This is a genomic window from Streptomyces sp. NPDC048270, from assembly GCF_040652335.1.
Taxonomy (GTDB): domain Bacteria; phylum Actinomycetota; class Actinomycetes; order Streptomycetales; family Streptomycetaceae; genus Streptomyces.
On the sequence record NZ_JBEZLV010000006.1, the window covers coordinates 64,745 to 85,982 of the forward strand.

Genomic DNA, 21,238 nt, shown 5'->3' on the forward strand with positions numbered 1-21,238 from the left:
CGGAGCCACCGATGTCGACCGCCAACCCCGCCGCTCTCAGCTTCCGCAGTGCCGCCCCGGCGGACGTGAGCGAGCTGGTGGCCCTCGTGGAGTCGGCGTACCGGGGTGACGCCAGCCGCGGCGGCTGGACCACGGAGGCCGACTACCTGGAGGGGCAGCGCACCGACGCGGACGGGGTCCGCCAGATCATCGACGCGGCCGACAGCACCCTCGTCGTCGTCGAGCGGGCGGGCGGGATCGTCGCCTGCTGCCAGCTCGAACACCGCGGCGACCACGTCTACTTCGGCATGTTCGCCGTCCGCCCCGGGCTCCAGGGTGCGGGCCTCGGCAAGGAGATCCTGGCCGAGGCCGAGCGCCGCGCCCGTGACACGTGGGGCGCCAAGGAGATGCGGATGACGGTGGTGAACGTACGGGAGGAGCTCATCGCCTACTACGTGCGCCGCGGCTACCGGCGCACCGGCGAGCTGAGCCCCTTCCCCTACGGTGACGAGCGCTTCGGCGTCCCGCTCCGCGACGACCTGGCCTTCGAGCTGCTGGTCAAGTCGCTGTAGCCGCAGGGTCCTACGCGGTGAAGCGGCCCGTGCTGCGGATCTCCGGGAAGTCGGTTTCGGCGCCGTCCAGTTCGAGCGCCCGCGCGAGCCGCAGCAGGTCGAGGGTGTTGACGTCCCGGCCGGTCACCCGCAGCCCGGACGCGTGCGCCGCCTCGACGGCCGCCAGGCTCAGCCGCCGGATGTCCAGGGCGATCGCCGCCGCACCCGCGGCCGCCGCCCGGCCCACGACCTCCTCGGCACCGTCGTCGGGAGCGGCCGCGTGCAGCACCGTCCGGACCCCCGGCACCAGCCGCGCGACCTCGGCGAGCAGCGTGTCGTCGAAGGAGGCCACCTCCACCCGCGCGGTCAGGTCGCGCCGCAGCAGCAGTTCCGCCAGCGCCCCGGCGGCGGCCCGGTCCCGTACCGACACCTGGAGCGGGGTGCGGACCGCGTCCAGTACGTCCTCCAGCACCGGCACGCGCTCGCCCTGACCGGCGTCCAGCCCGCGCAGTTCGGCCAGGGTCAGGTCGGCGACGGCGCCCGAGCCGTCGGTGGTCCGGTCCACCTCGGGGTCGTGCAGGGCGACGAGGGCGCCGTCCTTGCTCAGCTGGACGTCCAGAGCGATGACGTCCATGCCGGAACGTTCCGCTCGAAGATACGACCGCAGGGTGTTCTCCGGTTCGACACCCATGACCCCGCGGTGACCGATGGTGAGGAAAGTCAAGGTTCTCTCGCTTCCGTCGACGGCGGCTCCCCGCGCGGACGCGGTGTCCCGACCGGCCGCGCGCGATGAGGTCGCATGCTAGTGCGCCGGGGGTGCGAAGGGACCGCCCGTGCAAGGCCCCGCGGAAGCACACCGGCCGCTTCCCGTCGGGGTTGTGAGCCCCCGGGCGGCCGGTGGCGGGGGCGTCGCCGTCACCCGGGGGTGGGCGCGTCCCCATCGGCTTGACGGGCCATCCCGCCGGCGCCGGCCAGGGCCGCCAGATCGGTCCGGAGGGCTTCGCCGAGCTCCAGTTCCGCCAGGTGCTGCCGCTCGCTCCAGCGCAGTGCGAGCGCGGGGAAGGCCCACTCCGGGACCTCGCCCGCCTCCGCCAGGGCCTCCCGTACGGCGGCCAGCTCGCCCCGGGTGCGCTCCAGGTGCTCGTCCACCATCGCGCGCAGCCGCTCGGGCTCGGCCAGGTGCCCGAGCCACACCCGCAGCAGCAGCCCGTGCTTGAGCACCGGGGGCCCGGCGTCCGCCGTGCCGCAGGCCCAGCCGGCCAGCGCCTCGCGGCCCGCGTCGGTGATGGCGTAGCGCCGCTTGGCCCGCACCTCCTCGGGCCCCGAGCGCGCGGAAGCCGCGTAACCCAGCTCCTCCAGGCGGCGCAGCTCGGCGTAGATCTGGCTGATGGCGGGCGACCAGTAGAAGAAGCGCAGGGAGGAGTCCGCCCACTTCTTCAGCTCGTAGCCGGTGCGCTCCCCCGGGAAGGAAAGAAGGCCGAGAACCGCCCACGCGGTCGGCGGCAGCTCCTGCTTCCCGGACTCTTGCTTCTTTGGCTTCTGACTATTAGTCATATGGCTCATTGAAGTAAGACCGGGCACGGGAAGCAACCCTGGAGGCACCGTGAAATTCTCCGTGATCTTCGAAGCCCAGCTCGCCGACCCCACCGTGGAGCGGGAGCACCAGGTGATCCGCGACTGCGTGGAGCAGGCCGTGCTCGCCGAGCGGATGGGCTTCGACCGGATCTGGGCGGTCGAACACCACTCGCTGAAGTGGTACGCGCACATGTCCGCCCCGGAGATCTTCCTGACCTGGGTCGCGGCCAGGACCAGCACCATACGCATCGGGCACGGGGTGGTGTGCATGCCCTTCAACTTCAACCACCCGGTGCGGGTGGCCGAACGGGCGGCCATGCTCGACCTGCTCTCCGGCGGGCGGCTCGACCTCGGCGCCGGGCGCGGGGGCACCGCGCAGGAGACCTCGCTGTGCGGGGTGGACCGGGAGCGCACCACCGCGGAGGTGGAGGAGGCCCTGCGGATCATCGGCAGGGCCTGGCAGGAGGAGGAGTTGGAGTACCACGGCCCGCTGATCGACATCGACCCCCACCCGATCCTGCCGAGGCCCGCGCAGACCCCGCATCCTCCGCTGTTCCTGGCCTGCAGCCGCGGCGAGACCCTGGTGCAGGCCGCCGAGCTGGGGATCGGGGCCCTGGTGATGGGCTTCGCCGGACCGGAGTCGATCGCGGGGATGCGGGCCGCCTACGACGCGGCGGTCGCCGGGCGGGACGGCAGCCGGTTCGTGTCCACCGCCGTCAACGACCACTTCTCGGTGCTGTGCCCGACCATCGTGCTCGACGACCGGGAGGAGGCGCGCCGGATCGGCATCCGCGGCCAGCGGTTCTTCGCCCAGTCCATCGGCCACTGGTACGGAGGCGCGGGCGTCCCCGACGAGGCCGTGGTGGCGGGCGCGGACGAGGCCGCGCGGATGCGCGAGGCGGCCGAGCAGGTGGTGGCCCGGCTGCACGAACAGGACATTCCGGTGCGCCCCACCTCCACCGCCACCTTCAACGCCGACCACGCCTACGGCAGCGCCGACGACGCCATCGCGTACGTGGAACGGCTCAGGGAGGCGGGGGCCGACGAGATCATGTGCCTGATCCAGATGGGCACCGTGGAGCAGGAGGCCTGTCTGGAGACCCTGCGCCAGTGGGGCGAGAAGGTCATCCCCCACTTCCGGGGCCGGCGATGACGGCCCCCCGGCCCGGCGCGGGCACCGGCCCCGATCCCGACCCGGGCCCTGCCCCTGGCCCGGACACTGCCCTCGACCCCGCCGCCCTGCCCTACCTCGACGCGCTCACCGCCTCCTTCCCCGACCTCGGCGGGAGCGTCACCGACGCCCACGAGGCCCGGCGCATCCTGGCGGCCGCGCCCCGGCCGGCCGCCGACCCGCCCCGCGTCGGCGCGGTCGAGGACCTGGCGGTGCCCGGCCCGCCCGGAGCCCCGCCGGTCCCCGTACGGATCTACCTGCCCGACCCGGAGGAGCGGCCCGGCCCGCGCCCCACCGTGCTCTTCCTCCACGGCGGCGGCTTCGTCCTGTGCGACCTGGACACCCATGACGCCACCGCCCGCGCCCTGTCCCGGGCGGCCGGCGCGGCCGTGGTCTCCGTGGACTACCGGCGGGCTCCCGAGCACCGCTTCCCGGCCGCCGCGGAAGACGCGTACGCCGCCCTGCGCTGGGTCGGCGCGCACCTCGTCGAGCTGGGCGGCGACCCCCGCGCCCTGGTCGTCGCCGGGGACAGCGCCGGGGGCAACCTGGCCGCCGCCGCACTGCTGCTGGCCCGTGAGCGCGGGGGACCGGCCGTCGCCCTCCAGGTGCTGGTCTATCCCGTGCTCGACGCCGCACAGGACTCGGCGTCCTACCGGACATACGCCGAGGGCTGCTTCCTGACCGCCGCGCACCTGCGCTGGTTCTGGGAGCAGTACCTGGGGCCCGGCGGCGACGGCGGGCATCCGCTGGCCTCCCCGCTCCGGGCGGACCTCACCGGGCTGCCGCCCGCGCACCTGGTGCTCGCCGGGTGCGATCCGCTGCGGGACGAGGGCCGGGCCTACCGCCGCAGGCTGGCCGAGTGCGGCGTCCCCGCCGTTCTGGACGAGCATCCCGGGATGTTCCACGGGTTCCTGGCCCTCGCCGGGGTGCTGCCGCAGGCCCGGGAGGCCATGGCGCGACTGGGCGGAGCCATCAATTCCACCCTGAAGGACGGGAAGACTTCCGGTGAAGCAGGGGGTTACGCAGGATAATTTCCCGAGATCCCTCTTGAACGGGAGAGCCTGCGCCGTTTACCCTGCCTTGACGTGAGGTTCTCCTGTGGAGGAAGTGACATGACGGAAACTCTTGTGCCGGGTGCCGGCGGTGCCGTGATAACCGCCGGGACGCGGGTGGTCGACCACCCCGCATGGCCCGCGCTCAAGGCCGCCGTGGAGGAGATCCGCCCCTGGCAGGCCAAGGACGGCTCCATCGACTTCGAGGCCGTCGCGGCCCCCACCCGGTCCGAGGCCGCGGCCGCGGTCGAGTGCGTGATCGAGGGCGTCGAGGCGCTCTCGCCGCTGCTCCCGCACGCCGCCGCCTACCACCGGGCGCTCGTCGCGGACCTGCGCAAGTGGGTCGCCGACGACTTCCGGGTGCCCGACTTCCTCGACTCGCTGATGGCCTTCCAGCCGGCCGCCGAGCGCACCGACGGGCTCCAGCACCTCGTGGTGTTCCCCATGTACACGCAGAACGGCAACCCGGACCGCAACCTGGAGGCCGTCGCCCTGCGCATGGTGTGGCCCGAGTGGCTCGCCGAGCTCGAGCGCACCCGGTACGACAACCCGCTCTTCCTCGGCATCACCTTCGAGGACTTCACCCCGGGCTACGACACCAACTCCGCCGTGCTCTTCCCGGAGACCATCGCCGTGCGCGAGGCCCCGGAGCGCTTCACCTGGGGCGGCATCTTCTGCGACCGCGAGGCCGCCCGCTACCGCAAGGTCACCGAGGCCGCGGTGGACATCCTGGGCATCGAGCTGCCCGAGGACATCGCCGCCATGGTGCAGGACCAGGAGCGTTGCGAGAAGGCGTTCGTCCTGTGGGACATGGTCCACGACCGCACCCACAGCCACGGCGACCTGCCGTTCGACCCCTTCATGATCAAGCAGCGCCAGCCGTTCTGGATGTACGGCCTGGAGGAGCTGCGCTGCGACCTCACCGCCTTCAAGGAGGCCGTGAAGCTGGAGTCCGAGGGCAACGAGCACGGCCGCGACGTCCAGTACGCCGTCCTCTTCGACCGGATGTTCCGCTTCCCGGTCTCCGGCGACCGCAACCGCAACTACGACGGTCTCGGCGGCCAGCTGCTCTTCGCCTACCTCCACAAGCACGACGTCGTGCGCTGGACGGACAACAAGCTGAAGATCGACTGGATGCGCGCCCCGCAGGTCACCAACCAGCTGTGCGCCGAGATCGAGGACCTCTACCGGGCCGGCATCGACCGCCCGAAGCTGGTCCACTGGTTCAAGGCCTACGAGCTGGTCTCGACGTACCTCGCCCCGCACCCGGGCTCCAAGTGGGCCAAGGGCCCCGACGCCCTCGACATGACGCAGCCTCCGCGCAAGCTCGTGGACGACGTGCTTCCGGACGAGTTTCCGCTCAGCATGTTCTATGAGGCGCTCGCCAAGAAGCTCAAGGGCGTGATCGCCTCCACCAAGGGCATCACCGCCCGCAATGCCGAGCAGGCCGAGCGAGTCGCCGCGTGAGCGACCGCCCACAGGAGGCTGTACAGATGAACGGCTCCCCGAACGGCAACGGAAAGCTGCACGGAGCGGTAGTGGCGGTGGCCGGGGCCGGTGGCCCCGCCGGCCGCGCCACCCTGCTCCGCCTCGCCGAGGCGGGCGCCGTGGTCATCGCGTCCGACGCCGATCCGGCGCGGCTCGCCGAGGCGGTGGACGCCGCGCGCTACGCCCATGGCGGCGCCACCATCACCGGCGACACCGTGGACCTGCTCGACCTCGCCGCCACCCAGGCCTGGGCCGAGCAGGTCGAGAAGGAGTTCGGCCGGATCGACGGCCTGGTCCACCTCGTCGGCGGCTGGCGCGGCAGCAAGACCTTCACCGACGTCGACCTCGCGGACTGGGCGTTCCTGGAGAAGCTCCTCATCCGCACGGTCCAGCACACCTCGCTCGCCTTCCACGACGGCCTGCTGCGCAGCGACCGGGGCCGCTACGTCCTGGTCAGCCAGTCCGGCGCGCACAAGCCGGTCGCCAACAACGCCGCGTACAACGCGGGCAAGGCGGCCGCCGAGGCCTGGACCCTGGCCCTCGCGGACTCCTTCCGCAAGGCGGGGGGCGAGGACGGCCCCGGCGCGGCGGCTGCGATCCTGGTCATCAAGGCACTGGTGCACGACGCGATGCGCGCCGAGCGTCCCAATGCGAAGTTCGCGGGCTTCACCGACGTCAAGGAGCTGGCCGAGGCCATCGCCGGCGTATGGGAGCGACCCGCCATCGATGTGAACGGACAGCGTCTGTGGCTCACTCCGCAACCGTGAGAACCGATGCCGGCAAGACCGACGCCCGGCGCCACCACGACCCGGCGGTCCGCGGTTTCGCCAGCGACAACTACGCGGGGGTGCACCCCGAGGTCCTCGCGGCCCTCGCGCTCGCCAACGGCGGCCACCAGGTCGCCTACGGCGAGGACGAGTACACCGAACACCTGCAGAAGATCTTCCGCAGCCACTTCGGACCGTACGCACAGGCCTTCCCGGTCTTCAACGGCACGGGCGCCAACGTCGTCGCCCTGCAGGCCATGACCGACCGGTGGGGTGCGGTGATCTGCGCCAAGAGCGCCCACATCAACGTGGACGAGGGCGGCGCACCGGAGCGGATGGCGGGCCTCAAGCTGCTCGCCGTCCCGACCCCGGACGGCAAGCTCACCCCCGAGCTGATCGACCAGGAGGCCTGGGGCTTCGAGGACGAGCACCGGGCGATGCCCCAGGTCGTCTCGATCACCCAGAACACCGAGCTCGGCACGGTCTACACCCCGGACGAGATCAGGGCCATCTGCGAGCACGCGCACGGCCTGGGCATGAAGGTGCACCTCGACGGAGCCCGGATAGCCAACGCCGCGGCCTCGCTCGACGTGCCGATGCGCTCCTTCACGAACACGGTCGGCGTGGACGTGCTGTCGTACGGCGGCACCAAGAACGGCATGATGTTCGGCGAGGCCGTGGTCGTGCTCAACCCGGACGCGGTCCGGCAGATGAAGCACATCCGCAAGATGTCGATGCAGCTCGCGTCGAAGATGCGGTTCGTCTCGGTCCAGCTCGAGGCGCTGCTCGCCAAGGACCTGTGGCTGCGCAACGCCCGCCACGCCAACGCGATGGCGCAGCGTCTCGCCGCCGGGGTGCGCGAGACCGACGGCGTGGAGATCCTCTACCCGGTGCAGGCGAACGCGGTGTTCGCCCGGCTGCCGCACGAGGTCTCGCGGCGGCTGCAGGAGCGCTACCGCTTCTACTTCTGGGACGAGGCCGCCGGCGATGTCCGCTGGATGTGCGGCTTCGACACCCAGGAAGAGGACGTGGACGGCTTCCTCCAGGCGCTGAAGGAAGAACTGGCGCGCTGAGGCCCCCCGTCCGCCCCGGCGGCGCTGCCCGGCAGCGCGGCCGGGGCGCCGGAAAATCGATAGTTGTGCGGTTTGCCGCATAGGTATGCTCCTGGATCATGGAACTGATCCAGGAGCAGCCCGACCTCGCCGCCTATCTGGCGGCCGACGAAGCCATAGACCACGCGCACCCCCTGGTGCGTGAAACGGCCGACGCCTTCTGGACCGTCACGGACGGCGACGCGTACGCATACGCCGAGGCGGTCTTCGAGTACGTCCGCGACGCCGTCCCGCACTCCGCCGACTCCGGCGACCCGCGCGTCTCCTGGCGCGCCTCCGATGTCCTGGCCACCCGCAACGGCATCTGCTACGCCAAGTCCCACGCCCTCGCCGCCCTGCTGCGCGCCCAGGGCATCCCGGCCGCCCTGTGCTACCAACTCCTCGCCGACGACGACGGATCGAACCCCGTCGTCCACGGACTGGTCGCGCTCCGGCTGCCCGGCACCGAGACGTGGGCCCGGGTGGACCCGCGCGGCAACAAGCCCGGTGTGGACGCCCGGTTCAGCCTCGACGCGGAGCAACTGGCCTTCCCCGTGCGCCCGGAGCTCGGCGAGATCGACTACCCCGAGCTGTACGCCGCCCCGCACCCGGCCGCGCTCAAGGCGCTCCAGGACTCCGCCGACCGGCCGCGGTTGTGGGAGAACCTGCCGACCGGTCTGTGACCGCGGCCTCCGGGGCCGGCGCCCGCGCCGCCGTCAGCACGTGCAGCAGCGCCGCCGCGAGCTGGAGTCCGGCGATCCCGGTCAGCAGCGTCCACGGGGGTGCGTCGGCCGCGAAGCCCACCAGGGCCGCCCCGGCCGACGCCGCCGTCAGCTTGAGGCCGGCGCCCAGGGTGAACACCTGCGTCCGCACCGCGTCCGGGGCGTACTCCGAGCGGATCCGCAGGGTGGCGGTGAGCAGCGGTCCGTCGCACACCCCGGCCACCGCGAACAGGGCCACCGTGGCGGGGAGGGAGGGCGTGAACGCGGCCCCGGCCAGCGCCGCCCCGGTCCCGGCCAGGGCCCACCGCACCAGGCGGCCCGGCTCCACGGCCGTCATCCGGCCCAGCGTCAGCGAGCCCGCCAGGGCGCCCACCGCGAAGGCCGTCATCAGCACGCCCCCGGCGCCCGGGCTGCCGAGCCCCGCCGCCAGCAGGACCGACGTGGTGGTGAGGGAGCCGATGCCCACGAACGCCAGGGTCGTCGCCGAGGTGACGGCCCGCAGCTCCCGGACCCGCCACAGGGCCGCGAGCCCGGCCCCCAGCCCGGCCCGGGGTCCGTCCTGGGGCGCGGCCGCGCCCCCGGGCCCGTACGGGAGGGTCGCGGCGAGCGCGGCCGCCAGCGCGCCGGACACCGCCAGGACCGCCATCGCCGGAGCCGCCGAACCCAGGGCCGTCACCAGGCTGACCGCCGCCGGCGCGGTCACCGCGGCCGCGTTGTAGGTGGAGGCGTCCCAGCCGTAGGCGCGGTCCCGCCCGGCGCCCGCCGGGACCAGCCCGGTGACCAGGCTGGACAGTCCGCCCGTCACCATCGGCCCGCAGCTGCCGCCGAGCACCGCCACCACGAGCACCAGCGGCAGCGGGGCCCGGCCCAGCAGCAGGGCCAGCGCCGCCACGGCCGCGGTGAAGCCGGCCAGGGTGCCGAGGTGGAAGAGGCGGGGCCGGCCGGTGCGGCTCGCGGCGGTGCCCGCGAGCGGGGCCGCCAGGACGTGCGGCGCGAGCCAGGCCGTCAGGACGAACGCCCCGTACGAGGCGCTCTCGGTGCGTTCCAGGGCGAGCAGGACCACGGCCATGCCCATGCCCTCGGAGGCGAACCGCGCGGCCAGCGCCGCCGCCAGGTACCGCCCGAACCCGCTCATCCCGACCCCTCCCCGCTGCGGTAACGTGATAGCAGCACAAGACGTTACGTCATTCGGGTGTACGAGGAAAGGATCCGGGCATGACGGACCCGCGAGGGGGATTCTCGGCGGCCCGGCGGCTGATCGACCTCGCCGAGGCGGTCCGCGCGGACCCCGAACTGCCGCGCACCGAGCTCGCGTTGCTGCTCGCCGGGCACGGGGAGCGCCCGGCGGACCTCACCGCGGAGGCCTTCCCCGAGGCGGCCGCCGCCGAACTGCGGGCCGCCGCCCGGCGGATGGCGGGGGTGCTCCGCGAGGGCGACGAGGACCGGGCCGCCGACGCCCTCAACGCGCTGCTGGAGGAGTGCGCCACCCGTCCCCGGCTGACCCGGCACGACGGGCATCCCTGGCACCTGCACGTGGACCGCGGCGAGGACGCGGGCTGGGGCGACTGGTTCCTGGCCTCGGGCGCCCTCGCACTGGCCCAGCTGCTCACCGAATACGGGCGGATCGCCTGGGGAGCCTGCGCCGCCGAGGGCTGCGGGCGGTTCTTCCTCGCCACCGGTCCGGGCAGCGTGCGCCGCTACTGCTCCACCCCGTGCGCGGGACGCTCACGGGTGGCGGCCCACCGCCGCCGCAAGCGCGAAGCCTGACGGGGGGCGGGGCCGCGCTCCGGATTCGGCTCAGCCGGCTTCCTTGACCTGGGCCGCCGTCGGGGCGGTGCCGCCCAGGTGGGCGGGCAGCCACCAGGAGTCGGCGGCGTCCTTGGGCTTGTCCGGGTAGGCGCGCTGCGCCGCGTCCAGCAGCTCCTGCACGCGCTCCCGCACGCGGCGGGTGATGGCCCCGGCGTACTGGTCCGTCGGCGCCTCGATCGGCTCGCCGACCCGCATCGTCACCGGGACGTGGCTGCGCTTCAGGTTCTTCGGACGGCCCTTGGTCCACAGCCGCTGGGTGCCCCACAGCGCCACCGGGATCAGCGGGACCCCGGCCTCCTGGGCCATGCGCGCCGCACCCGACTTGAAGCTCTTGAGGGTGAAGGACTGGGAGATCGTCGCCTCGGGGAACACCCCGATGATCTCGCCGGCCCGCAGCGAGTCCAGAGCGTGCTGGTATGCCGTCTCACCCTGCTTGCGGTCCACCGGGATGTGCTTCATCGCGCGCATCAGCGGGCCGGACACCTTGTGCCGGAACACCGACTCCTTGGCCATGAAGCGCACCAGGCGCTTCTGCGGCCGCGCGGTCAGGCCGGCGAAGATGAAGTCGAGGTAGCCGATGTGGTTCGACACCAGGACCGCCCCGCCCTTGCGGGGGATGTTCTCGGTGCCCTTCATGTCGATCCGGATGTCCAGCGCGCGGAACAGTCCGTGCGCCGCGCCGATCACGGGAGGGTAGACGAGCTCAGCCATCGTGGGGAGACCCCGCTTTCTGCCTGGGGAGGTGCTCCCGGCCGGAAGTTACGGAAGCGTAGGTACGCGACCCATGGGGGATCGTGCCCCAAACGCGGGCTGCTGGCCAGCCCAGACGACTGTGCCCGGGGAGATTCTCGTCACGCCGGGAATGCGGTTCCTCCGCAAGGCGCTCCGATCAGAGTACGAGCGTACGAGCATGGGGCGCGTAAGCGAAGACGGCGAGGGGAGCGCGGGTGCGCGGGCAGGACGACGAGCGGCACGGCGGCGGGGACGGCGGCCGGGTCTCCCTGGGCGCCGCGGAGCTGGGCGCGGAGCCCGGACGGCGGGCCAGCCTGGTGCAGTTCTCCAGCGCCTTCTGCCAGCCCTGCCGGGCCACGCGGCGGATCCTCGCCGAGGTCGCGGGGATGATCGAGGGGGTCGCGCACATCGAGATCGACGCCGAAGACCGGCTCGAGCTGGTGCGGTCGCTGGGCATCGAGAAGACCCCGACCGTGCTGGTCCTGGACGCGGCCGGCCGGATCGTGCGGCGGGCGGCCGGGATGCCGCGCAAGGCGGATGTGATCGCGGCCCTGGGCGCCGCGGTATGAAGCGGGCGCCGGTGCACGCGCCGTCCCGCGGGCCCGTACGCGGCGTGACGCGCCTGACATCTGACGGATCCCGCTTGACTGTGTACACGGGAGATCGCCAGGCTGGCCGTATGCCGTTTGAACTCCTGCTCTACGGGCGGGTCCATGTGGACCTCGTCCGGTACGCGAGCGCGCGCTGTCAGGGTCGCTGAACATTCCGGTCCCCGATCCCCGACAGCGCCCGCGTGCTCCGCGGCAGAAGGAAGTACCCCGATGACCGCTCCCGCGGCCCCGACCGCCACTTCGTCCCCCCGGTACGCCGGACACCCCGGCTCGCCCGACCTCCTGCGCTCCGTGTTCCGCCGGCACGCCGCCGGGGTCGCGGTGATCACCGCCGAGACCGGCGGGCGCCCGGCGGGCTTCACCGCCACCTCGCTCAACTCCGTCTCCGCGGACCCGCCGTTGCTGTCCTTCACCATCGGCACCGGGTCCTCCAGCTGGCCCGCGGTGCGCGACAGCGACCACCTCGGGGTCCACATACTCGGCGAGCACCAGCGCGAGCTGGCGGGCCTCTTCGCCCGGACCGGGGCGGACCGTTTCGCCGCCGCCACCGGCTGGAGCGCGGGCCCGCACGGGGTCCCCGTACTGGACGGGGTGCTGGCGTGGCTGGTCTGCCGGGTGGTGGCGAGGGTGCCCGCGGGCGAGCACCGTGTGATCATCGCTGAGGCGGTGGCGGGGGATCCGGCCGGAGAGGGTCGCCCCCTGCTGTACCACCAAGGTCGCTTCAACGCGCTGCGCGACTGAATCGTCCCTGTTGGGGCGGGTAGGGCGGCGTTGGACAGATCACAGTTCACCGAGCTTGCGCCTGCGCGGGAGCCACGGTGTACTGACGAGTAACATTCCCTTCGGAGCGCGGGCCGCCCCGACCGGGATCCGCCCGACAAGGCGCCTATGCTGCCTGCACAAGGCGGTACCAGAAAAGACGATGCGGTAGGAGAGCCGGCGTGAGCCTGAGGATCGTTGTCTGTGTGAAGTACGTGCCCGACGCCACCGGCGACCGGCAGTTCACCGAGGACTTGACCGTCAACCGTGACGACGTCGACGGCCTGCTGTCGGAGCTCGACGAGTACGCCGTCGAGCAGGCGCTGCAGATCGCCGACGAGGCCGACGACGCGGAGATCACCGTTCTGACGGTGGGCCCCGAGGACGCCAAGGACGCGCTGCGCAAGGCGCTGTCGATGGGTGCCGACAAGGCCATCCACGTCGAGGACGACGACCTGCACGGCACCGACGTCATGGGCACCTCGCTGGTGCTCGCCAAGGCCATCGAGAAGGCCGGCTACGACCTGGTCATCACGGGCATGGCCTCGACGGACGGCACCATGGGCGTGCTCCCGGCGATCCTGGCCGAGCGCCTGGGCGTCCCGCAGGTCACCCTGCTCTCCGAGGTCAAGGTCGAGGACGGCACCGTGACCGGCCGCCGCGACGGCGACACCGCGAGCGAGCAGCTGGAGGCCTCCCTCCCGGCGCTCGTCTCGGTGACGGACCAGTCGGGCGAGGCCCGCTACCCGTCCTTCAAGGGCATCATGGCCGCCAAGAAGAAGCCGGTGGAGTCCTGGGACCTGGAGGAGCTGGAGATCGAGGCCGACGAGGTCGGCCTGGAAGGCTCCTGGACCAAGGTCGACTCCGCGGCCCAGCGCCCGGCCCGCACCGCCGGCACGATCGTCAAGGACGAGGGCGAGGGCGGCAAGCAGCTGGCCGAGTTCCTGGCCGGCCAGAAGTTCATCTGAGAACTTCGGTCACCCCGCTTAGCCCCCAGACACTTCGCAATAGCAGGAGAGCAGTCCCATGGCTGAAGTTCTCGTCTACGTCGACCACGTGGACGGCGCCGTCCGCAAGCCCACCCTCGAGCTGCTGACGCTGGCCCGCCGCATCGGCGAGCCCGTCGCCGTCGCCCTGGGCGCCGGTGCCGACGCCACCGCCGCGGTGCTCGCCGAGCACGGTGCGGTCAAGGTCCTCACCGCCGACGCCCCCGAGTTCACCGAGTACCTCGTCGTACCGAAGGTCGACGCGCTCCAGGCCGCGTACGAGGCCGTCTCCCCGGCCGCCGTGCTCGTCCCGTCCTCCGCCGAGGGCAAGGAGATCGCCGCGCGCCTCGCGGTCCGCATCGGCTCCGGCATCATCACCGACGCCATCGACCTGGAGGCCGGTGACGAGGGTCCGGTCGCGACGCAGTCCGCCTTCGCCGCGTCCTTCACCACCAAGTCCCGCGTCTCCAAGGGCACCCCGGTCATCACCGTGAAGCCGAACTCGGCCCCGGTCGAGGCCGCTCCGGCCGCCGGCGCCGTCGAGGCGCTCGCCGTCACCTTCGGCGCCCTGGCCACCGGCACCAAGGTCACCGGCCGCACCCCGCGCGAGTCGACCGGCCGCCCCGAGCTGACCGAGGCCGCGATCGTGGTCTCCGGCGGCCGCGGCGTCAACGGCGCCGAGAACTTCCACATCATCGAGGACCTCGCGGACTCCCTCGGTGCGGCCGTCGGCGCCTCGCGCGCCGCCGTCGACGCCGGCTGGTACCCGCACTCCAACCAGGTCGGCCAGACCGGCAAGTCGGTCTCCCCGCAGCTGTACATCGCCTCGGGCATCTCCGGCGCGATCCAGCACCGGGCCGGCATGCAGACCTCGAAGACCATCGTGGCCATCAACAAGGACGCCGAGGCCCCGATCTTCGACCTGGTCGACTACGGCGTGGTCGGCGACCTCTTCACGGTCGTCCCGCAGCTGACCGGCGAGATCAAGGCGCGCAAGGGCTAGTCCCTGACCTGCGTATCTCTCCGACCCGGGGCCGTGTGGTGATTCTCACCGCACGGCCCCGGGTCGTTTCCCCGGGACGGCCGGGGGACCATTGACTGAGCGGAACCCCGTGACTAAATTCTGCTATGCGGATCTAAGCTTCCGTGAAGCGGAAAAGAGGAGAGTGCACGATGGGTCAGCAGGAGAAGGTGGCGACGAGCCTCGCAGGCGCGGTCAGCGAGGGCATCAGCGCCTCCCTCGCCCCGGTGGACGCGGAGCTCGCGCGCCACTACCCGGGCGACCCCGGCACCCGCCAGCCCATCCACACCGTCTACGTACCCGGCGACGTGTTCGCCGCGGACACCATCCGCTCCTGGGGCGACCAGGCCCTCGCGGCTCTGGACGAGCACGCCCCGGACGCCGCCACCTTCGCCAAGGTGCTGGGCATCTCCGACGAGCTGGCCGTACCGGTCTACGACCGCGTCCGCGCCAAGCTCGCCTCCGAGCCGATCGAGGACCTGCGCGTCGACTTCGAGGACGGCTTCGGCGTCCGCTCCGACCAGGAGGAGGACCAGGCCGCGGCCCGCGCCGCCCGCCTCGTCTCCGAAGCCTTCTCCAACGGCACGAACGCCCCGTACATGGGCATCCGCATGAAGTGCATGGAGTCCAACGTCCGCGACCGCGGCATCCGCACCACCGACATCTTCCTCTCCGGCCTGCTGGAGCACGGCGGCCTGCCCGAGGGCCTCGTCCTGACCCTCCCCAAGGTCACCTACGCCGAGCAGGTCAGCGCGTTCGTCAAGCTGCTGGAGGCCTTCGAGAGCACCCGCGGCCTGCGGCCGGGCCGGATCGGCTTCGAGATCCAGATCGAGACCAGCCAGTCCATCCTGGCCTCCGACGGCACCGCCACCGTCGCCCGGATGATCGAGGCGTCCAAGGGCCGCGCCACCGGCCTGCACTACGGCACCTTCGACTACAGCGCCTGCGTCGGCGTCTCCGCCGCCTACCAGGCCAGCGACCACCCCGCCGCCGACCACGCGAAGGCGATCATGCAGGTCGCGGCCGCCGGCACCGGCGTACGCGTCTCCGACGGCTCCACCAACGTGCTGCCGATCGGCACCACCGAGAAGGTCCACGAGGGCTGGAAGCTGCACTACGGCCTGACCCGCCGGGCCCTGGCCCGCGCCTACTACCAGGGCTGGGACATGCACCCGGCGCACCTGCCGACCCGCTACGCGGCCGTGTTCACCTTCTACCGCGAGGGCCTCGAAGCCGCCGCCGCGCGCCTGAAGGCGTACGTCGCCAAGATCGAGGGCGACGTGATGGACGAGCCCGCCACCGCCAAGGCCCTGGCCGGCTACCTGGTCCGCGGTCTGGACTGCGGAGCGGTCGGCGCCGACGAGGTCACCGCCCTCACCGGCCTGACCCGCGCGGAACTCGACGCCTTCGCGATCCCGCGCCGCTCGGCGACGCTCACGGCGACCGCGTAGCCGCCCGCCCGCCCCGAACCGGCTGCCCCGCGGCGCGGACCCGTCCTGCGACGGGTCCGGGCCGCGGCCCGTTGCCGGGGCCGCTCCGGCGCGCCCCTATCCGCCGGCCGGCGGGAGTTCGCCCGAGCCGCGGGGGATGAGGCGGGTCGGGAGCTCGATGCGGGCCGGCGGGAGGTCGGCTCCCGCCAGGCGCTGGAAGAGGCGGTCCGTGGCCACCCGGCCCATGGCCGCCGGGTCCTGGGCGACCACCGTCACGCCGGGGCGGAGCAGATCGGCCAGTTCGAAGTCGTCGAAGCCCACCAGGGCCACCGGGTGCTCCTCCTGCCGCTCCCGCCCCCGCGCGCGCTCCCGTTCCGCGAGGACCCGTACGAGCGTGACCGTCACGCGGTTGTTGCCGGCGAAGACGGCCGACACCGCGTCCGGGCCCGTGAGCATCGACCGGGCCGCCGCCGCGACCCGCCCGGGGGCCGTGGAGCCGAGCGAGACCCAGGATCCGGCCACCGGCAGCCCGGCGTCCGCCATCGCCGCGCGGTAGCCGCGCAGCCGCTCCGTCGCCGTGTGGATGCGGGGGTGGTCACCGATGAACCCGATCCGGCGGTGGCCGCCCGCGATCAGGTGGGCCACCCCGTCCCGGGCTCCGCCGAAGCTGTCCGAGAGGACCACGTCGGCCTCGATCCGGCCCGCGGGGCGGTCCGCGAACACCGTGGCCACACCCGCCCTGATCTCCGGTTCCAGGTAGCGGTGGTCGTCGCCCGCCGGGATCACGATCAGCCCGTCCACCCGGCGCGCGCACAGCGCGAGCGCCAACTCCCGCTCCCGGTCCGGGTCCTCGGCGCTGGAGCCGTTGATCAGCAGTGCGCCGTGCGCGCGGGCCACCTCCTCCACCGCCCGGTTCAGCGGGCCGTAGAAGGGGTCGGCGAGGTCCTCCAGGACCAGACCCACCGTCGCGGTACGGCCCTTGCGCAGCACGCGGGCGCTGTCGTTGCGGCGGAAGCCCAGGGCGTCGATGGCCTCCTGGACCCGCCGCTCGGTGTCGGGGGTGACCCCGGCCTCCCCGTTGACCACGCGCGACACCGTTTTCAGGCCCACACCCGCCCGGGCCGCCACGTCCTTCATGGTCGGCCGGTTTCCGTAACGGGGGTCGGACGGGCGGCGGCTGTGGGGCACGGCGGGGAAACCTCCGGAGATATCGGACGGGGCGCTGACCTTGAGGATAAGCACTCGGCCGATAGTGAGGTTTCCGTGCCAGGGTGGGACGGGCAAGCCACTGGGGGCTCCGGACGAGCCATGGGGAGAGGGGTAGACGTGATTGTCTGGATCAACGGCACATTCGGCGCCGGGAAGACCAGCACGGCCCGCGAACTGACCGGGATCCTGCCGGACAGCACCCTGTTCGACCCGGAGTTGATCGGCGACGCGCTGCGGGCGCTGTTGCCGCGCAAACGCCTGGCGGAGGTCTGCGACTACCAGGACCTGCCGAGCTGGCGCCGGCTGGTGGTGGACACGGCGGCGGCGATGCTCACGGAACTGGGCGGGGTCCTCGTCGTACCGATGACGCTGCTCAGGCAGGAGTACCGGGACGAGATCTTCGGCGCGCTGGCGGCCCGGCGGATTCCGGTGCGCCATGTGCTCCTGGCCCCAGCGGAAACGATCCTGCGCGCGCGGATCGCGACGCGCGAGGAGCCGGGGGAGCCGCAGGACGTCGACCTGCGCGTCCGCCAGTGGGCCTACGACCACATCCCCGCCTACCAGCAGGCGCTCGGCTGGCTCACCACCGACGCGCACGTCATCGACAACGGCGCCCTGAGCGTGCGCGAGACCGCGGAGCGGATCGCCGAAGCCGTGCGCACCGAGGCGGCGCCCGTCTGCGACATCGTGCAGACCCCGGAGCCCACACGGGAGACGGTGGCGTCCGGGGTCCTGCTCTTCGACGACCAGGACCGGGTGCTGCTGGTGGATCCGACGTACAAGGCGGGCTGGGAGTTCCCCGGCGGCGTCGTCGAAGCCGGCGAGGCACCGGCGTGCGCGGGCGTACGGGAGGTCGCCGAGGAACTGGGCCTCGTACTGGACCGGGCCCCCGGGCTGCTGGTCGTCGACTGGGAGCGCCCGCAGCCGCCCGGCTTCGGGGGCCTGCGCCTGCTCTTCGACGGAGGCCGCCTCCCGGACGGCGCGGCGGCCGGCCTCCGGCTGCCCGGCCCCGAACTGCGGGCCTGGCGGTTCGTCACCGAGACCGAGGCCGCCGGACTGCTCCCGCAGCACCGCTACGAGCGCTTGCGCTGGGCCCTGCGCGCCCGGGAACGCGGCCGTCCGCTGTACCTGGAGGCGGGCGTCCCGGTCGGCTGACCGGACGCCCGGCACCCGGGGCCGGCCGCCGCCTTCGCGAGGCGGCGGCCGCGTCCCCCGCCGGCCCGCGAAGCGGCCGGTGTCAGCCGCGCTTGGATTCCGCGTAGTTGACGAGGAAGAGGGCCTCCGCCACCGACAGCCGCTCCAGCTCCTGCGGCGAGACGCTCTCGTTCACCGCGTGGATCTGCGCCTCCGGCTCGCTCAGCCCGATCAGCAGCATCTCCGCGTCCGGGTAGAGCTGCGTCAGCGTGTTGCACAGCGGGATCGAGCCGCCCATGCCGGCGACCTGCATCTCCTGGCCCGGGTACGCCGCCTGCAGGGCCGCCGCCATCGACGCGTACGCCGGGCTGCTGGTGTCCGCCTGGAACGGCTGGCCCTGGCCCACCACCTCGAGCTCCAGCTTCGCCTGCCACGGCGTGTGCGCCGTCAGATGGGCCTCCAGCAGCTTGATGGCCTCCGCGGTGTCCACGCCCGGCGGCACCCGCAGGCTGATCAGCGCGCCGGCGCTCGCGTGCACCGACGGCGTCGCGCCGACCACCGACGGGCAGTCGATGCCCAGCACCGTCACGGCGGGACGGGCCCACAGCCGGTCCGCGATCGTGCCCTCGCCGATCAGCTCGACCCCGTCCAGCACCTTCGCGTCGGCGCGGAAGTCCGCCTCCGGGTACTGCAGGCCCTCCCACACCGCGTCCGAGGCCAGCCCGTCCACGGTCGTCGAACCGTCCGCCGCGCGCAGCGAGTCCAGCAGCCGGATCAGCGCCGCCAGCGCGTCGGGGGCCACGCCGCCGAACATGCCGGAGTGCAGGTTGCCGCCCAGGGTGTCGATCTTGACCTTGATCAGGGTCATGCCGCGCAGGGTGGCGGTCACCGTCGGCAGGCCGAGCCGGAAGTTGCCCGCGTCGCCGATGACGACCGTGTCCGCGGCCAGCAGCCCGGGGTGCGCCTGCGCGTACTGCTGGAGGCCGCCGGTGCCCTGCTCCTCGGAGCCCTCGACGATCACCTTCACGCCCACCGGCACACCGCCGTTGGCCTTCAGGGCGCGCAGCGCCAGCAGGTGCATGATGAACCCGCCCTTGCAGTCGGCGGTGCCGCGCCCGTACCAGCGGCCGTCGCGCTCGGTCAGCTCGAACGCGGGCGATATCCAGGCGGCGTCGTCCAGCGGCGGCTGCACGTCGTAGTGCGCGTAGAGCAGGACGGTCGGGGCGCCCTCGGGGCCGGGCAGGAAGCCGTACACGGACTGGGTGCCGTCCGGGGTGTCGAGCAGCGCCACGTCCTGGAAGCCCTCGGCGCGCAGTGCGTCCGCCACCCAGTTCGCGGCGGCCTCGCTCTCGCTCTTGGGGAACTGCGCCCAGTCCGCCACCGACTGGAAGGCCACCAGCTCGGTCAGCTCCCGCTTGGCGCGGGGCATCAGCGAGGCGACGGTCTCGGCGATCGGATTCTGGGACATGGGCACGCTCCTTTTGGGTGCGACGTTGTGCTCTGTGTACGCCACCCGCATCCGCATGGGTGTGCGTATGCCGGCTACGGCGAAAGACAGTCCCGATCCTCGCACAGCGGAACGGGGCGGTGTCTCGCCGTAGGATTTCCCCGGCATCGGAGCAACGGGTGATCAGGAGCAGCAGCACATCGTGAGCAGCGACAGCGACAGCGACGACGTACGCGACGCAAACGCGGGGAACGCCGCACGGGGGGCGGACGACGAGGTGGCCGGGGGCAGCGGGGAGACCGGCGAAGTGTGGGACGTGGTCGTGGTCGGGGCCGGGCCCGCCGGGTCCTCGGCGGCGTACGCGGCGGCAACGGCGGGGCGGCGCGTGCTCCTGCTGGAGAAGGCCGAGCTGCCCCGGTACAAGACGTGCGGCGGCGGCATCATCGGGCCCTCGCGCGACGCCCTGCCGCCGGGCTTCGTGCTGCCCCTCAAGGACCGGATCCACGCGGTCACCTTCTCCCTGGAAGGGAAGCTGTCCCGGACCCGGCGCTCGAAGCAGATGCTGTTCGGGCTGATCAACCGGCCGGAGTTCGACGCCGGCCTGGTCGCCGAGGCCGAGAAGGTCGGCGCGACCGTGCGCACGGGCACCGCGGTGGCCCGGGTCGAGCAGCACGGGGCGGCCGTGCCCGACCGGCGCACCGTCGCCGTGGTGCTCGCCGACGGCGAGACCGTCCTGGCCCGCGCGGTGGTCGGGGCGGACGGCAGCGCGAGCCGGATCGGCGCGCACGTCGGGGTCGAGATGGAGCAGGTCGACCTGGGCCTGGAGGCGGAGATCCCCGTCCCGGACACGGTCGCGGAGGACTGGAAGGGCCGGGTCCTGATCGACTGGGGTCCGCTGCCCGGCAGTTACGGCTGGGTCTTCCCCAAGGGCGACACCCTCACCGTCGGCGTCATCTCGGCCAAGGGCGAGGGCGCCGCGACCAAGCGCTACCTGGACGACTTCATCGCCAGGCTCGGACTCGCCGGCTTCGAACCGGCGGTCTCCTCCGGGCACCTGACCCGCTGCCGTACGCCCGATTCGCCGCTGTCGCGCGGCCGGGTGCTGGTGGCCGGCGACGCCGCCGGACTGCTGGAGCCGTGGACCCGTGAGGGCATCTCCTTCGCGCTGCGCTCCGGGCGGCTGGCGGGGGAGTGGGCGGTGAAGATCTCCGAAGCGCAGGACGGGGTGGACGCGCGCCGCCAGGCGCTCAACTACGCCTTCGCCGTGAAGGCGGGGCTGGGCGTGGAGATGGGCGTCGGCAGGCGGATGCTGGCCGTCTTCGAGGCCCGGCCGGGGCTGCTGCACGCGGTGATCACCGGCTTCCGGCCGGCGTGGCGGGCCTTCGCCCGCATCACGCGGGGTTCGACGACCCTGGCCGATCTGGTGCGTACGTACCCGCTGGCGCGCCGGGCGCTGCACGCGCTGGACGCCCGGCAGGCGGCCCGCGGCGGCGACCGCGGCCAGGCGTAGGCCCTGGCCGGCGGGCTGGCCAGCCGGCTACCTCACTGGCTGGCCGGCCGGCTGGCAGGCGGGCGGCCGGCGGGGACGGGCAGGGGACGGGCAGGGGACGGGCAGGGGAGCTAGGAGGGCGGTGCGGGCTGTCGGCTGGACTCCACGGCTCCGCCTCACCGCCGCCGGCGGCCTTCCCGCGCCCGGGGTCGGTC

Annotated in this window: 21 protein-coding genes; 15 read left to right on the forward strand and 6 right to left on the reverse strand. The window is 73.1% G+C overall.

Going from position 1 to position 21,238, the window contains the following annotated elements; genetic code table 11:
- Window positions 1–11: 11 nt before the first annotated feature.
- Window positions 12–551, forward strand: coding sequence for a GNAT family N-acetyltransferase (locus AB0D66_RS08220; RefSeq protein ID WP_362298461.1), 540 nt, complete (start codon window positions 12–14; stop codon window positions 549–551).
- A gap of 10 nt (window positions 552–561) precedes the next feature.
- Here AB0D66_RS08220 and AB0D66_RS08225 read toward each other — a convergent pair whose 3' ends face one another.
- Both AB0D66_RS08225 and AB0D66_RS08230 read right to left on the reverse strand, forming a co-directional pair.
- Entirely contained in the window at window positions 562–1,254 is a 693-nt protein-coding gene (locus AB0D66_RS08225) for a glycerophosphodiester phosphodiesterase family protein (protein WP_362298464.1), read from the reverse strand.
- A 191-nt stretch (window positions 1,255–1,445) separates the two neighbouring features.
- A complete protein-coding gene (locus AB0D66_RS08230) occupies window positions 1,446–2,084 on the reverse strand; it encodes a PadR family transcriptional regulator (RefSeq protein WP_362298467.1) in 639 nt (212 codons plus the stop codon).
- Window positions 2,085–2,133: 49 nt separating this feature from the next.
- On the opposite strand from AB0D66_RS08230, the gene AB0D66_RS08235 reads away from it, so the two are divergent.
- The 6 genes from AB0D66_RS08235 to AB0D66_RS08260 all read left to right on the forward strand — a co-directional run bounded on the left by AB0D66_RS08235 (window position 2,134) and on the right by AB0D66_RS08260 (window position 8,357).
- Window positions 2,134–3,258: an LLM class flavin-dependent oxidoreductase gene (locus AB0D66_RS08235; protein ID WP_362298470.1), complete on the forward strand. Its 1,125-nt coding sequence runs from the start codon at window positions 2,134–2,136 to the stop codon at window positions 3,256–3,258.
- Window positions 3,255–4,307, forward strand: a complete 1,053-nt coding sequence (locus AB0D66_RS08240; RefSeq protein ID WP_362298473.1) for an alpha/beta hydrolase — start codon at window positions 3,255–3,257, stop codon at window positions 4,305–4,307. Before AB0D66_RS08235 ends, AB0D66_RS08240 begins: the two co-directional genes overlap by 4 nt.
- An 81-nt stretch (window positions 4,308–4,388) precedes the next feature.
- A complete protein-coding gene (locus AB0D66_RS08245) occupies window positions 4,389–5,795 on the forward strand; it encodes a DUF6421 family protein (RefSeq protein WP_362298477.1) in 1,407 nt (468 codons plus the stop codon).
- Between the two features lie 26 nt (window positions 5,796–5,821).
- Entirely contained in the window at window positions 5,822–6,583 is a 762-nt protein-coding gene (locus tag AB0D66_RS08250; RefSeq protein ID WP_362298480.1) for an SDR family NAD(P)-dependent oxidoreductase, read from the forward strand.
- Window positions 6,580–7,656 carry a low specificity L-threonine aldolase gene (locus tag AB0D66_RS08255; protein WP_362298483.1) on the forward strand — a complete coding sequence of 359 codons (1,077 nt, stop codon included), beginning with the start codon at window positions 6,580–6,582 and terminating at the stop codon, window positions 7,654–7,656. Before AB0D66_RS08250 ends, AB0D66_RS08255 begins: the two co-directional genes overlap by 4 nt.
- 98 nt (window positions 7,657–7,754) lie before the next feature.
- Window positions 7,755–8,357, forward strand: coding sequence for a transglutaminase family protein (locus AB0D66_RS08260; RefSeq protein WP_362298487.1), 603 nt, complete (start codon window positions 7,755–7,757; stop codon window positions 8,355–8,357).
- On the opposite strand, the gene AB0D66_RS08265 is transcribed toward AB0D66_RS08260, so the two are convergent.
- Window positions 8,293–9,531 (reverse strand): MFS transporter, encoded by a 1,239-nt coding sequence (locus tag AB0D66_RS08265; RefSeq protein ID WP_362298491.1) that lies wholly within the window; start codon window positions 9,529–9,531, stop codon window positions 8,293–8,295. The two genes, AB0D66_RS08260 and AB0D66_RS08265, sit on opposite strands and share 65 nt — an antisense overlap.
- An 80-nt stretch (window positions 9,532–9,611) precedes the next feature.
- On the opposite strand from AB0D66_RS08265, the gene AB0D66_RS08270 reads away from it, so the two are divergent.
- Window positions 9,612–10,163, forward strand: coding sequence for a CGNR zinc finger domain-containing protein (locus tag AB0D66_RS08270; protein ID WP_362298494.1), 552 nt, complete (start codon window positions 9,612–9,614; stop codon window positions 10,161–10,163).
- A 30-nt stretch (window positions 10,164–10,193) separates the two neighbouring features.
- On the opposite strand, the gene AB0D66_RS08275 is transcribed toward AB0D66_RS08270, so the two are convergent.
- Window positions 10,194–10,916, reverse strand: a complete 723-nt coding sequence (locus tag AB0D66_RS08275) for a lysophospholipid acyltransferase family protein (protein WP_362298497.1) — start codon at window positions 10,914–10,916, stop codon at window positions 10,194–10,196.
- Window positions 10,917–11,152: 236 nt separating this feature from the next.
- Between AB0D66_RS08275 and AB0D66_RS08280 the strand changes: the two genes are divergently transcribed.
- From AB0D66_RS08280 to AB0D66_RS08300, 5 genes are all read left to right on the forward strand, one after another.
- Window positions 11,153–11,506: a thioredoxin family protein gene (locus AB0D66_RS08280; RefSeq protein ID WP_362298500.1), complete on the forward strand. Its 354-nt coding sequence runs from the start codon at window positions 11,153–11,155 to the stop codon at window positions 11,504–11,506.
- A gap of 252 nt (window positions 11,507–11,758) precedes the next feature.
- Window positions 11,759–12,289, forward strand: a complete 531-nt coding sequence (locus tag AB0D66_RS08285) for a flavin reductase family protein (RefSeq protein ID WP_362298502.1) — start codon at window positions 11,759–11,761, stop codon at window positions 12,287–12,289.
- A 200-nt stretch (window positions 12,290–12,489) separates the two neighbouring features.
- Window positions 12,490–13,275: an electron transfer flavoprotein subunit beta/FixA family protein gene (locus AB0D66_RS08290; RefSeq protein ID WP_361763707.1), complete on the forward strand. Its 786-nt coding sequence runs from the start codon at window positions 12,490–12,492 to the stop codon at window positions 13,273–13,275.
- 58 nt (window positions 13,276–13,333) lie between these two features.
- The gene (locus AB0D66_RS08295; RefSeq protein ID WP_362298506.1) at window positions 13,334–14,296 is read left to right on the forward strand and encodes an electron transfer flavoprotein subunit alpha/FixB family protein; all 963 of its coding nucleotides are present in this window, start codon (window positions 13,334–13,336) and stop codon (window positions 14,294–14,296) included.
- Window positions 14,297–14,466: 170 nt separating this feature from the next.
- Entirely contained in the window at window positions 14,467–15,765 is a 1,299-nt protein-coding gene (locus AB0D66_RS08300; RefSeq protein ID WP_362298509.1) for an aldolase, read from the forward strand.
- 96 nt (window positions 15,766–15,861) lie between these two features.
- Here the strand turns inward: AB0D66_RS08300 and AB0D66_RS08305 are convergent, their stop codons facing one another.
- Window positions 15,862–16,881, reverse strand: coding sequence for a LacI family DNA-binding transcriptional regulator (locus AB0D66_RS08305; protein ID WP_362298858.1), 1,020 nt, complete (start codon window positions 16,879–16,881; stop codon window positions 15,862–15,864).
- Between the two features lie 189 nt (window positions 16,882–17,070).
- Here AB0D66_RS08305 and AB0D66_RS08310 point away from each other — a divergent pair, with 189 nt between their 5' ends.
- Complete coding sequence (locus AB0D66_RS08310; protein ID WP_362298511.1) at window positions 17,071–18,108, forward strand: NUDIX domain-containing protein; 1,038 nt, start codon at window positions 17,071–17,073, stop codon at window positions 18,106–18,108.
- 82 nt (window positions 18,109–18,190) lie between these two features.
- Here the strand turns inward: AB0D66_RS08310 and AB0D66_RS08315 are convergent, their stop codons facing one another.
- On the reverse strand, window positions 18,191–19,555 hold the full coding sequence (locus AB0D66_RS08315; protein ID WP_362298514.1) for a dipeptidase: 1,365 nt from the start codon (window positions 19,553–19,555) through the stop codon (window positions 18,191–18,193).
- A 256-nt stretch (window positions 19,556–19,811) separates the two neighbouring features.
- Here AB0D66_RS08315 and AB0D66_RS08320 point away from each other — a divergent pair, with 256 nt between their 5' ends.
- Complete coding sequence (locus AB0D66_RS08320; RefSeq protein ID WP_362298861.1) at window positions 19,812–21,044, forward strand: geranylgeranyl reductase family protein; 1,233 nt, start codon at window positions 19,812–19,814, stop codon at window positions 21,042–21,044.
- Window positions 21,045–21,238: the final 194 nt, after the last annotated feature.